Source organism: Streptomyces sp. NPDC059373, assembly GCF_042751495.1.
Lineage (GTDB): Bacteria > Actinomycetota > Actinomycetes > Streptomycetales > Streptomycetaceae > Actinacidiphila.
Genome location: NZ_JBHYXC010000065.1, coordinates 15,639 through 27,754, shown reverse-complemented (window position 1 = coordinate 27,754; position 12,116 = coordinate 15,639). Strand labels below are relative to the sequence as shown.

Annotated in this window: 9 protein-coding genes and 2 pseudogenes; 7 read left to right on the top strand and 4 right to left on the bottom strand. The window is 69.5% G+C overall.

The annotated features are described in order from the left end of the window. Nucleotides 1-80, top strand: a pseudogene (locus ACFXJ5_RS39200) (VOC family protein); the annotation flags it as partial. A 403-nt stretch (nucleotides 81-483) separates the two neighbouring features. Further along, a complete protein-coding gene (locus ACFXJ5_RS39195; protein WP_384642618.1) occupies nucleotides 484-2,874 on the top strand; it encodes an ATP-binding cassette domain-containing protein in 2,391 nt (796 codons plus the stop codon). Nucleotides 2,875-3,272: 398 nt separating this feature from the next. Here ACFXJ5_RS39195 and ACFXJ5_RS39190 read toward each other — a convergent pair whose 3' ends face one another. Then, complete coding sequence (locus ACFXJ5_RS39190; protein ID WP_384642615.1) at nucleotides 3,273-3,497, bottom strand: hypothetical protein; 225 nt, start codon at nucleotides 3,495-3,497, stop codon at nucleotides 3,273-3,275. Nucleotides 3,498-4,104: 607 nt separating this feature from the next. Between ACFXJ5_RS39190 and ACFXJ5_RS39185 the strand changes: the two genes are divergently transcribed. From ACFXJ5_RS39185 to ACFXJ5_RS39170, 4 genes and pseudogenes are all read left to right on the top strand, one after another. Further along, nucleotides 4,105-5,385 (top strand): 4-hydroxybenzoate 3-monooxygenase, encoded by a 1,281-nt coding sequence (locus tag ACFXJ5_RS39185; protein WP_384642612.1) that lies wholly within the window; start codon nucleotides 4,105-4,107, stop codon nucleotides 5,383-5,385. 283 nt (nucleotides 5,386-5,668) lie between these two features. Continuing rightward, entirely contained in the window at nucleotides 5,669-6,172 is a 504-nt protein-coding gene (locus ACFXJ5_RS39180; protein ID WP_384642610.1) for a MarR family winged helix-turn-helix transcriptional regulator, read from the top strand. 4 nt (nucleotides 6,173-6,176) lie between these two features. Next, a complete protein-coding gene (locus ACFXJ5_RS39175; protein WP_384642607.1) occupies nucleotides 6,177-8,753 on the top strand; it encodes an MFS transporter in 2,577 nt (858 codons plus the stop codon). A gap of 63 nt (nucleotides 8,754-8,816) precedes the next feature. Further along, nucleotides 8,817-9,106, top strand: a pseudogene (locus ACFXJ5_RS39170) (ATP-binding protein); the annotation flags it as partial. Here ACFXJ5_RS39170 and ACFXJ5_RS39165 read toward each other — a convergent pair. From ACFXJ5_RS39165 to ACFXJ5_RS39155, 3 genes are all read right to left on the bottom strand, one after another. Continuing rightward, the gene (locus ACFXJ5_RS39165) at nucleotides 9,099-9,749 is read right to left on the bottom strand and encodes a chloramphenicol phosphotransferase CPT family protein (protein ID WP_384642603.1); all 651 of its coding nucleotides are present in this window, start codon (nucleotides 9,747-9,749) and stop codon (nucleotides 9,099-9,101) included. The pseudogene ACFXJ5_RS39170 and the gene ACFXJ5_RS39165 sit on opposite strands and share 8 nt — an antisense overlap. Before the next feature lie 188 nt (nucleotides 9,750-9,937). Then, complete coding sequence (locus ACFXJ5_RS39160; RefSeq protein ID WP_384642601.1) at nucleotides 9,938-10,186, bottom strand: hypothetical protein; 249 nt, start codon at nucleotides 10,184-10,186, stop codon at nucleotides 9,938-9,940. Between the two features lie 327 nt (nucleotides 10,187-10,513). Then, entirely contained in the window at nucleotides 10,514-10,753 is a 240-nt protein-coding gene (locus ACFXJ5_RS39155; RefSeq protein WP_384642599.1) for a hypothetical protein, read from the bottom strand. Nucleotides 10,754-10,910: 157 nt separating this feature from the next. Here ACFXJ5_RS39155 and ACFXJ5_RS39150 point away from each other — a divergent pair, with 157 nt between their 5' ends. Further along, nucleotides 10,911-11,810, top strand: a complete 900-nt coding sequence (locus tag ACFXJ5_RS39150; RefSeq protein WP_384642596.1) for an MmyB family transcriptional regulator — start codon at nucleotides 10,911-10,913, stop codon at nucleotides 11,808-11,810. The last annotated feature ends 306 nt before the right edge of the window (nucleotides 11,811-12,116 follow it).

Genomic DNA, 12,116 nt, shown 5'->3' with positions numbered 1-12,116 from the left:
CCGACCAGCCGTACGGCATCCGCGACTGCGCCTTCCGCGATCCCGCGGGCAACCTGATCCGCATCCAGGAGCTGCGCTGAGCCGTCCGGCTATCGCAGCCGTGACCTGCACGGACGGCACCGTGAAGGAGCCCGCGCACGACGCGAGGGCGAAGTCGAGGTCCTCGAGATCGACGCGCAGCCGCAGCAGCGGGGTGACCGGTTCGCCGCGCGCACCGGCTTCGATCCGCCGCGCCGCATCCGGGCTTGGCGGGACGTGAACGAGATGCCCGACCGCGAGTTGCTGCGCGACGGCCGCTGGCCGGTCTGACGCCTCGGCCGGGCGCGCGCCGCGTGCCCGGGGCCCAGGGCTCCCCGGGCACCACGGACCGAAGCGAAGGAGAACCAAAGGACAACCAGCCGTACTGTGCGAGGCTGGTCCGATCGAGCCAGGCGACGCCGACGAAGACCGCGAAGGCGGCCCCGCCCAACAGATGGAGACACGATGAGCATGGCCACGAGGACGGACACGCAGTCGCCTGCGCTGCACGTTGCCGACAGCCACGACCTGATCCGCGTGCACGGCGCGCGCGAGAACAACCTCAAGGACGTCAGCATCGAGCTCCCGAAGCGCCGGCTGACGGTGTTCACCGGCGTCTCCGGCTCGGGCAAGAGCTCGCTGGTGTTCAACACGATCGCCGCGGAGTCGCAGCGGCTGATCAATGAGACGTACAGCGCCTTCGTACAGGGCTTCATGCCGACGCTGGCGCGGCCCGAGGTCGACGTCCTCGACGGTCTGACCACCGTGATCACCGTCGACCAGCAGCGGCTGGGCGCCGACCCCCGCTCCACGGTCGGCACCGCCACCGACGCCAACGCGATGCTGCGCATCCTCTTCAGCCGGCTCGGGAAGCCGCACATCGGCTCGCCCAAGGCGTTCTCCTTCAACGTCGCCTCGATCAGCGGCGCGGGTGCGGTGACCATGGAGCGCGGCGGACAGAAGGTGAAGGAGCGGCGCAGCTTCAGCATCACCGGCGGCATGTGTCCGCGCTGCGAAGGCCGGGGCACGGTCACCGATCTCGACCTCACCCAGCTCTACGACGACTCCAGGTCGCTCGCCGACGGCGCGATCACCGTCCCCGGCTACACGGGGGGCGGCTGGAACTCACGGCTCTACAGCGAGTCGGGCTTCTTCGACCCGGAGAAGCCGATCGGCAAGTTCACCAAGAAGGAGCTGCACGACTTCCTCCACCGCGAGCCGACCCGGATGAAGATCGCGGGCATCAACATGACCTACGAGGGGCTGATCCCGCGGATCCAGAAGTCGATGCTCGCCAAGGACCGGGAGGGCATGCAGCCGCACATCCGGGAGTTCGTGGACCGGGCGGTCACCTTCACCACCTGCCCCGAGTGCGACGGCACCCGGCTCAGCGAAGGCGCCCGGTCGTCGAAGATCAAGCGGATCAACATCGCCGACGCCTGCGCGATGCAGATCAGCGACCTGGCCGAGTGGGTCCGCGGCCTCGACGAGCCGTCGGTGGCGCCGCTGCTCACCGCGCTGCAGCAGGCCCTCGACTCGTTCGTGGAGATCGGCCTCGGCTACCTCTCGCTCGACCGGCCGGCCGGCACGCTGTCGGGCGGCGAGGCGCAGCGCGTCAAGATGATCCGCCACCTCGGCTCCTCGCTCACCGACGTCACGTATGTCTTCGACGAGCCCACCATCGGCCTGCACCCGCATGACATCCAGCGGATGAACGACCTGCTGCTGCGGCTGCGGGACAAGGGCAACACCGTGCTCGTCGTGGAGCACAAGCCGGAGACGATCGCGATCGCCGACCATGTCGTCGACCTCGGCCCCGGCGCCGGTACGGCGGGCGGCACCGTCTGTTTCGAGGGCACCGTCGAGGGGCTGCGGACCGGCGGCACCATCACCGGCCGGCATTTCGACGACCGGGCCGCCGTGAAGGAGTCGGTACGGAAGCCCGCCGGCACGCTGGAGATCCGGGGCGCGTCGACGCACAACCTGCAGGGCGTCGACGTCGACATCCCGCTCGGGGTGCTGACCGTCATCACGGGTGTCGCCGGGTCCGGCAAGAGCTCGCTCGTGCACGGTTCGATCCCGGCCGGCGAGGGTGTGGTGTCGGTCGACCAGGGCGCGATCCGCGGCTCACGACGGAGCAACCCGGCGACGTACACCGGACTGCTCGAACCGATCCGCAAGGCGTTCGCCAAGGCCAACGGCGTGAAGCCGGCCCTGTTCAGCGCCAACTCCGAGGGCGCCTGCCCTACCTGCAACGGCGCCGGCGTCATCTACACCGATCTGGCGATCATGGCCGGCGTCGCCACCACCTGCGAGGAGTGCGAGGGGAAGCGGTACCAGGCGGCGGTGCTGGAGTACACCTTCGGGGGGCACAACATCGCCGAGGTGCTCGCGATGTCGGTGACCGAGGCCGAGGAGTTCTTCGGCGCCGGCGAGGCGCGCACACCGGCCGCGCACACCATCCTCGGCCGCCTCGCCGACGTCGGGCTCGGCTACCTCAGCCTCGGCCAGCCGCTCACCACGCTGTCCGGCGGCGAGCGGCAGCGGCTCAAGCTGGCCACCCACATGGCCGACAAGGGCGGCATCTACGTCCTCGACGAGCCGACCGCCGGCCTCCACCTCGCCGACGTCGAGCAGCTGCTCGGCCTGCTCGACCGGCTCGTCGACGCCGGCAAGTCGGTCATCGTCGTCGAGCACCACCAGGCGGTCATGGCACACGCCGACTGGATCATCGACCTCGGCCCCGGCGCCGGCCACGACGGCGGCCGCATCGTCTTCGAGGGCACACCCGCCGACCTCGTCGCCGCCCGCCCCACCCTCACCGGCGAGCACCTCGCGGCCTACGTCGGCACCTGACCGAGGCCCGCGCGGGACGAGTTGCGCGAGGGGAACTGCGTGGAGAGGCTGATCACCCTGGACGCCTTTGGCCGCACGGTTCCAACTGACCTTGAGGCATTGGCCCAGACGTTGCCGGCCTGCTCGACGGCCCGCTCGACCAGCCCGTTTCACCCTCGGGCCGCTCGCCGCTGCGGGTGCAGGTTTGACAGGGAGACCTGACGAACACCGAGTGCGCAGGGGTGCAGTGGCAGGACCTGGCTGCGCGTTTCGGCAAGCGGAAGGCCGTTACGAGCGGCACAGACGCTGTCGGCGGGGCACCTGTGCGCAGCGCCCCGGCAATCAGCAACTGAAGGACCGATCAGCATCAAACACCCGGGGCTCGCCGGCCACCAGCCGTCGAGCCCTGCGGCCTGTCTTCACATCGCCAGCTTCTCCCAGGTCACATCCACGCTCCACGCGCCCTGGCCCCGCGCGAAGTCCACGAACACGGCGACAACCTGGTCGACATCACGCAGGACACACCGGTAATGCCGATCCGGTGATCCATCGCGGTGCTCGACCGCGAAGCCGCCCGCCGCCGCACCTGACTGCGCCCCCGTCCCGGCCTGGACATACCGCCCGGCCGGTCCCTCCAGGATCACGAACCAATTCTCTGCGGACAACCGCCGCACCGCCCGCTTGACCGTCTCGGGATCCGGATCCTCCACCGGCAGCCCAACACACGACTCCACCCGCAACCCAGCCGGTCCCCGCAGAGCCGGCGGGACATGGACGACCCCGGCCTGAGGATCGAAGCACACCAACCCGTGCCGAGCGGCGAGCTCCAGCACGCGAGGCGCGACCGTCCCCACGTGTCCCCACCTCATCGGCATGAGGACATGGCCCTCGGAGACGTCCAACGCGGCCGACCACGGCGAAGCCGGATCCGGCGCCGCGTCAGGACGGTCCGGCAGCTCAGGGAACTCCGCGACCAAAGCCCGATAGAACGTCGCCACCGAGGGATTCGCCGCCACGACCCCGGTCTGGCCCGCGCACAACCGCTGATGCTTCCTGACAGCCTCCGCACGCGAGGGACGCGTCCGCTCGAACCACACCGCAAAATCAAAACTCATGCCGTCCCTGCCCCCGCCGGGGCCCACCCCCGATCGCCGGAGATCCTAAGCGACCCCACCGACAACACCAGGACCCCCAGGACACCAGCCCGGACATCGGACGTACTCGGCTAGGCTGAACGCCGGAGGTTGCCAAGTGGCCGAACAGGCACAGGAGTTGAGGGAGTCACCGGAATCCACGACCGTCGTGGTGATCGGGGCGGGCCCGGCCGGTTTGACCGTCGCCAACCTGCTGCGGCGCAGCGGCGTCGACTGCGTCGTCCTGGAACGCCAGACCCGCGAGCATGTGGCACAGCGCCAGCGGGCCGGCATCGTCGAAACCCGCGCTGTCCGGATGTTCGACTCCTGGGGGCTGGCCGACCAAGTCCTCGGCGGCGTCCCGTCCGACGGCACATTGGAGTTCCGGGTGGACGGCGAAAGCCACCTGGTGTCCGACGACGACGGCTCGGAAGGCCTCGCGGCCCGCCTGTGCCCCCAACAGGTACTGGTCCAGAAGCTCACCGCCGCGTACCTCGCCGACGGCGGCGACCTGCGCTTCGAGGCCGCCGACATCTCCCTGCACGAGCTGACCGGCGACCGCCCGACCGTCCGCTACCGCGGCGCCGACGGCACCCTCCGCACCATCGCCTGCGCCTTCGTCGCCGGCTGCGACGGTGACCACGGCATCAGCCGCGCCACCGTCCCCGACGGCGTCCTCACCGCCCACGCCTTCGACCACGGCATCGGCTGGCTCACCGTCCTCGCCGACGCCCCGCCGCCGGCCCGCCCCCTCCTCGCCGTCAGCCCGCACGGCTTCGCCGCCCACTTCGCCCGCGGCCCACACGCCAGCCGCTACTACCTCCAGTGCCCACCCGACGACCACCCCGACGCCTGGCCCGACACCCGCGTCTGGGACGCGCTGCGCACCCGGCTCGCCGACCCCGCCCTCGCCCCCGGCCCGATCACCGACCGCGAGACCTTCCGGCTCCGCAGCCTCGTCCACGACCCCATGCAGTACGGCCGCCTCTTCCTCGTCGGCGACGCCGCCCACATCGTCCCGCCCATGGGCGGGAAGGGCATGAACCTCGCCCTCCACGACGCCGACCTCTTCGCCCGCGCCGTCCGGGACTCCGTCCGCGACCACGACGACACCGGCCTGCGCACCTACTCACAGCGCTGCCTCCGCCGCGTCTGGAACGACCAGGAATTCTCCCACTGGCTGACCCGGACCGTCCACGACGCCGGCGACGACACCCATTCCGGCCCCTTCCACCGCGGACTGGCCCGCGCCCGGCTTCACCGCCTCTTCACCTCCCCCACCGCCGCCCGCGCCTTCGGGGAACTCATGACGGGGCTGGACCCGGTCCCGGACCCCGGAGCCAAGGACGGCCGGGGCCAGAGTCAGACCCTGTCCAGCGCACAGGGCCTGAACGAGTAACTCCTATGTCCCGCCGTCCGCTTGGAGGGCGGCCTTCGCGTCGTCCGGTACGTGCGGCTGCGATGCGCAGCGCCGTCAAATTGCCGGCGGCGGTTCCCACGCCGGCCCCAGGTTTGGGTCATTAAGTTGCTCTAGGCAAGCAACTGACCCTATACTTGCGGGGCCCAAGCAAGTTTCGGAGGAACAGGCGATCGACACGAGAACGACCCCTGACCGCGCGAACAGGCCCCGTACCCCCGCTGGTCCGAGCGATGACACAGCCGACGCCGGCACCGCTACCGGCATGAGCCCCGACGGACTGACCGCAACGGAGGCCGCCCCCAGCCTGGGCGCCGAGATAGTACGGCTCATGCGGCTGGTGTCAGCCTGGAAACACCTCGCCAAGTACGAACCCGGCGGCGCGGACCGCCTGTTGCTGGCCCGACTCGTGATGGACGGTCCACGGCGGGCCACCGATCTGGCCGCGGACACACTCCTCGATCTTTCGACGGTCAGCCGTCGGACCAGGGCCCTGGTGGACTGCGGCCTGGTCGAACGTCGGCCGGACCCGGAGGACGGGCGTGGCGCACTGCTGACCGCCACCAGTGCCGGGTTCGCCGCCATGGAGCAGTACCGACGTGAGCGGGACTCCGAAGTCGCGGCCGTTATCCAGGGATGGCCGCCCGAGGACCGCTTCCAGCTCGTCCGGCTGTTGACGCATCTCAATGACGACTTGCTGGCACATCACAACGCGCGACACTGCCCGGAAGGTCACGCAGGGGTGTCGGCGGAGGACAGGGAGAAATAGCACGATGAGCCATGCCGCCCCCGCGCAGAGCGCTGGGTCCACACCGATAGCCTCGCCGGGCGGCCTCAGCCACCGGCAGATCCTGACCATTCTCAGCGGTCTGTTGCTGGGCATGTTCCTGGCCGCTCTCGACCAGACCATCGTCAGTACGTCCATCCGGACCATCGCGGACGATCTGAACGGCCTCAGCCAGCAGGCCTGGGCCACCACCGCGTATCTGATCACCTCGACGATCTCGACACCGCTGTACGGCAAGCTGTCCGATCTCCATGGTCGCAAGCCCTACTTCCTGGGCGCGATCAGCATCTTCGTCATCGGCTCCACGCTGTGCACCTTCTCGACGTCGATGGCCGAACTGGCCTGGTTCCGGGCCTTCCAGGGCATCGGCGCCGGCGGTCTGATGTCACTCGCTCTGGCGATCATCGGTGACATCGTCTCGCCCCGCGAACGCGCCCGCTACCAGGGCTACATGCTCGCGACATTCGGCGTCGCCAGTGTGGGCGGACCGCTGATCGGCGGTTTCCTCGCGGGGACGAACAGCATCCTGGGCATCGTCGGCTGGCGCTGGGTCTTCCTGGTCAATGTGCCCATCGGCATCATCGCGCTGTTCGTCGTCGCCAAGGTCCTCAACATCCCGCACACCCGCCGAGCGTCCCGCATCGACTGGTGGGGTGCGCTCACCCTGATCATCGGTGTGGTGCCGCTGCTGCTCGTCGCCGAGCAGGGCCGTGGCTGGGGCTGGGGCTCGACGCGGTCCCTCACCTGCTACGCGATCGGCGCGGTCGGCATCATCGTCTGGATCTTCGTCGAGCGCTGGATGGGCGACGCCGCACTGATCCCGATGCGCCTGTTCCGCATCCCGATCTTCAGCCTGACCAGCCTGGCCGGGGTACTGATCGGTATGGGCATGTTCGGCGGCATGCTGGTGATCCCGCAGTACCTGCAGATCGTCAAGGGCGCCAGTGCCACCAAGTCGGGCCTGGAGATGCTGCCGTTGATGGCCGGCATGATCGTGGCTTCGATCACCTCCGGTCAGGTCACCTCCAAGACCGGCCGGTACAAGATCTTCCCGATCGTCGGCAGCGCCCTGATGGTCGCCGCGATGGCGCTCTTCTACTTCAGGGTCGTGTGGGACACGCCGCTGTGGCAGACCATGGTCTACATGGCCGTCTTCGGCCTGGGCCTTGGCGGCTGTATGCAGACGCTGGTCCTGGCGGTGCAGAACGCGGTGCCGCTCAAGGACATGGGTGTCGCGACCTCCTCGTCCACCTTCTTCCGGCAGATGGGCGGCACCGCCGGTACGGCGATCTTCCTCTCGGTGCTCTTCAGCACGGTCAGCGGCAAGATCGCCTCGGCGTTCACCGAGGCCGCGTCCACCGCGAGTTTCAAGGCCGCGCTGAAGGACCCGGCGGTGCTGGCGGACCCGGCGAACCAGCCGGTGCTGAGCATGCTCAAGGGCGGCTCCAGCGGCAGTTCCACCAGCGTCCTCAGTGACTCCTCCTTCATCCAGAAGCTGGACCCGCGCCTGGCCGAACCCTTCAAGGCGGGCTTCGCGGAGGCCATGCACACGGTGTTCCTGCTCGCCGCGATCGTGATGGTCGTCGCCTTCGTTGTGATCCTGTTCATCAAGGAGGTACCGCTTCGGAAGATCTCCGCGCTGGAGGCGCGCGCCGCCGAGGCGTCGGATGCGGCGCCGCAGCCCGAGCAGGAGCAGGTCGGCGTGGGCGCCGAAGCCGTGCAGCCGCAGCCGCAGCCGCAGCCGCAGCCGGTGGCAGCCTTCGCCCCGTCGGGCGGCGATGACGTCCCGGTGGCCGGCACCGCCGCCGTCCACGGCCATGTGCGGGGCTCCGACGGCACACCGGCGGCGGCTGCCACGCTGACCCTGATCTCCCTCAGCGGACAGCAGCTCGGCCGTGCCGCCGCCCAGGCCGACGGCAGCTACACCCTTCCGGTGCCGGGCGCCGGTTCGTATGTCCTGATCGCGGCCGCCGACGGCCGCCAGCCGCAGGCGTCCACCGTCACGGTCGGCCAGGAGCCGGTGTCGTACGACGTGTTGCTGTCCGCGAGCGGTGGGCTCACAGGCGTCGTGACCGGCGCGCTGGACGAGCTGCCCGTCGAGGGCGCGATGGTTGTGGTGACCGATGTCCGGGGCGAGGTGCTGGCTACCGGCAAGACGGACGCGGGCGGCGGCTTCGCCTTCACCGAACTGCCGCTGGGCGACTTCACCGTCGCGGTCAATGCCGCCGGTTGCCGGCCGACCGCCCGCCTTGTCGAGGTCGGCGGTGCCGGGAAGACCCGGGTGGAGATCGTCCTTCAGGCGGGTGCCCAACTGCAGGGCTCCGTCCGGGCCGGTGCCGACCACCGCCCGCTCGCCGATGCCCGGCTGACCCTGCTCGACGCGGCCGGGAACGTCGTCGGCACCGCCACCAGCGGCCCGGACGGCGCATACGCGTTCACCGACCTCGACGCGGGCGGGTACTCGCTCATCGCCAGTGGTTACCCCCCGGTGGCCACCGCCGTCACGCTCGAGGGTGGCGGAGCCAAGGGCTTCGACGTGGAGCTGAGCCACCCCGAAGGGTGACCTTCCGGTGAAGGGCCGGCCCGTACGGGCAGCACGGACGTACAGGCCGGCCTTCCCCGTCAGACACTGCTCGTGAACGAGCTGGTCGAAGCCGCCAACGACAAGCAGCCGAACAAGACCATCGCCCGCTACGGCCGCGTCGACCTTTTGCGACGTATCGATGTGGCTCCATGCAACTCGACCGCCACGGCGCCAACGCACGCCTCTTCCAGGTCCTGACCGAACGCGAGGAAAAGAACAGCGTCGCCCTCGCCTCCACCGAATCCTCCGGCGGCTGGGCCAAGACCTTCACCGACCCCCGGCTCTGCGCGGCCATCGTTGACCGCCTCACCTTCAACGGCACCGTCATCGAAGAGCCGAAGCTTGGTCCCGCCCGACCGCCGGCTGGGCGAGGCTTCCCGGCCTCATACGTTCAAACGCAGTCGGGGTCGTCCGCCGGTGAAGAAACTCCTTGATCTCCCGGGCGCACTCGATCGGGCTCGAACTGCCGGTGTCGCACTCGATGTCGTAGATGCCGTGGGCATGGACGCGGTCGAACTGGCGGGCAGCCAGCCCTGCCGGACGATCACCACGCGCTTGCTCCCGGCGTTCCAGCTCCGGCAGAGGACAACGCACTCCGACGAGGACGACGTCCTGAGGGGAAAACAGAGCCAAGCAGTCCTGGAGGCGCCACGGCTCACTCAGGACGTGGTCCACGACGACGACGTTGCCTGCCTCAGCCATGCCCGCGACCGCACGGTGAAATCCCATCCAGGTGCGCTTGAGCACGACACTCAGCTGGTCCGGGGCCATCTCAGGTCCCGACCGCATGGCATGGAACGCGTCCACGGGCATGTGAAAGCACGGCTCATCAAGGACTCCTACAAGCTCCCTGGCAATGCTCGACTTGCCCGAGCTCGACGTGCCGTTCAAAAAGATGATCAGTCCGCTGGTCGCCTGCAGGGAGTCCGGTGGGCTCGCGGACGCCTCGGCCCCAGAGGCTGGACTTGTCGTCATCCGTGTACTCGCATGTGCGCAGACTCCAGACCACTCGATGTTCGACGGCACAAACCTACGTGGCTTTGACAGCGATGAGTGGCCCCTCAGCGGCCAGGGGTGGCCCCAGCAGGAGAACCCCGGGGGACGGTGGACGCTCGCTTCTCAGATCTGTCCGGGTAGGAAACCGTAGCGGGACAGAGGGGCGATCAGTTCGCGTTCTTCGTGGGCGAAGTGGGACAGCAGGGTGTCGGTGAGCAGTTCCCCGGCCGGGTGACGGGGCCGTAGTCGCCCGGGTGCTCGGCGAGACGGACGAGGGCCGCGTCGACGCTCTCCAGGACGTCGTGGGTGGCGTGGTGCTCCTCGTGCAGCCGGTCCAGGGCTTCCTTGAGGTCGCGCTGGCTCCTGCGCAGGTGGTGGAAGATCCCTACGTCTTCCATCCGGTGGTGCTCGGTCACGCACACGCACTGAGCCTGGCAGACACCCTTGAGAGTCCAGTCGTTGGCTCGGATTGCCTTGCGGTTCAGCTCCCCCCGCGCGTTACTGACCGATGCCGTACCCCGCTTGACCCGGTGCAGGACGTCACGGACCTCCTGGAGTTCCTTGCGGTGGTAGGTGTCGACCTCGATCAGGTGTGCGCCTGCGGACAGGGCCCCGCCTGCTGAACACGATGTCAGGCGCGGGTTCGGAGGCCGTGGGCCGGGTGGTTTCGTCAGGCACGGTCTTCGTGCTGTGACGGGTGGCCGGGAAGTCGGTCGGCACTTGGAGATGTGAGGCGGCGTAGATCATGTCGGGACGGTCGGATGCACCGCCCCCGCGCCCCCTTGAGCGCTCTCGACCCAGAACGCGACAGCCAACTGCTCGAACCGCAGAGCGAGCGCCATCTCGTGCACCACCACGACACCCGGCCAGGGACCGGCGCCGTGTTCGTCCTCCGACGGCCGCGCCAGGTAGCCGCGCAGTGGTTGCGAGCCGCCTCTCTCTGCGCTGAGCCCGCTCAGATCGATGTCCTGGGTCGTCGGCATGTCACGCCGCCCTTCCGCGTCCTTGCCCGTCCGGCGCTCGGGTCAGCCGCCGGAATGACGATTCGGCTAGGCACGAGGCGCAGTCGTGTCGTGTCCCACCGAAGGGTGGTAGCGGCACGGCCACGCACACCAGGAGACAGCTGTTTACGCTGGTGGAATGGACGTCTCGGAAGGAAGCCAGGCGCAGGGGACCCAGAGCCCTGGACCGCTGGGCGAATACCTCCGCGTACGGCGGGCGCGGCTGCATCCGGAGGCGTTCGGATTGCCCGACGTGTCCCGCAGGCGGGTTCCGGGTCTGCGCCGCCCGGAAGTGGCGCTGCTGGCCGGAATCAGCACCGAGTACTACATCCGGCTCGAGCAGGGCCGGGACCGTCACCCCTCGGCCCAGGTCGTCGACGCACTCGCCGACGCTCTGCAACTCGACGCCGCCGCCACGGCCCACCTGCACGGTCTCGCCGCGCACGCACCGCGAAAACGCAAGCCGTACCGTACGGAGCCGGTGCCTCCGGGCATCAGACAGCTCATGGCGTCCTGGTCCACGTCACCCGCGCTCGTCATCGGACCCATCGGGGATGTGCGCGCGGCCAACGCTCCTGCCGAGGCCCTCTCCCCGGCCCACCGCACGGGCGTCAACCTGCTGCGGGAGGCGTTCCTCAACCCCGCAGTCCGCGACCTGCACCGGAACTGGGACGACCTGACCGTGAGCCTGGCTGCCGCGCTGCGCGCCTACGCCGGGACGAGTGCGGACGACCCGCGGCTGGCAGCGCTGGTCGGTGAGCTGTCCGTGCACAGCGAGACGTTCCGCCGCCTGTGGGCCCGCCACGACGTCCGCCCCCGGTCCGGCAGCACCGCCCTCTTCGACCATCCGCAACTCGGCCCGCTCGACCTCCGGCTGGAAAAGCTGGCCGTCACCGGCACCACCGGCCTGATGCTGCTCGTCTACCACGCCGAGCCGGACAGCCCCTCGGCCCACGGGCTGTCCCTGCTGGCCAGCCTGACGGACCAGGGGACAGCGTGGCAGAAACGGGCGTCCGCGGCAGCCGACGGACCGCTGTAGTCCACGTCCGCAAACGTCGTTGCATACCAATGCAACGTATGTCAGCTCACCGGCCGCTTCGTGTCGTGCGGGAGGAATCGTACGTAACTCGGGCCGACTCCAGTGGCTACCGCATCGGCGCCCCCGCTTCCTGCGGCGGCTGCAGGCTGACCACCCGACGGGCCTCTTGAGCGGGACGGCCGCCCTTTCCCGACTGGGCCCAGCGGTTTCTGGGACACCCACGCCGTGCCGGGCCCCCGGTCAGCGGGGTGATGGGGAAGGCGGGGATCTGACGTCGAAAGCCGACGGAGTCGGCTACGTCGGCCC

Bases quoted from the DNA above. Each gene is read 5' to 3' on its own strand.
- ACFXJ5_RS39195 (WP_384642618.1), top strand. From the start codon at position 484: ATGAGCATGGCCACGAGGACGGACACGCAGTCGCCTGCGCTGCACGTT.
- ACFXJ5_RS39165 (WP_384642603.1), bottom strand. From the start codon at position 9,749: ATGACGACAAGTCCAGCCTCTGGGGCCGAGGCGTCCGCGAGCCCACCG.
- ACFXJ5_RS39150 (WP_384642596.1), top strand. From the start codon at position 10,911: ATGGACGTCTCGGAAGGAAGCCAGGCGCAGGGGACCCAGAGCCCTGGA.
- ACFXJ5_RS39155 (WP_384642599.1), bottom strand. From the start codon at position 10,753: ATGCCGACGACCCAGGACATCGATCTGAGCGGGCTCAGCGCAGAGAGA.
- ACFXJ5_RS39175 (WP_384642607.1), top strand. From the start codon at position 6,177: ATGAGCCATGCCGCCCCCGCGCAGAGCGCTGGGTCCACACCGATAGCC.
- ACFXJ5_RS39180 (WP_384642610.1), top strand. From the start codon at position 5,669: ATGAGCCCCGACGGACTGACCGCAACGGAGGCCGCCCCCAGCCTGGGC.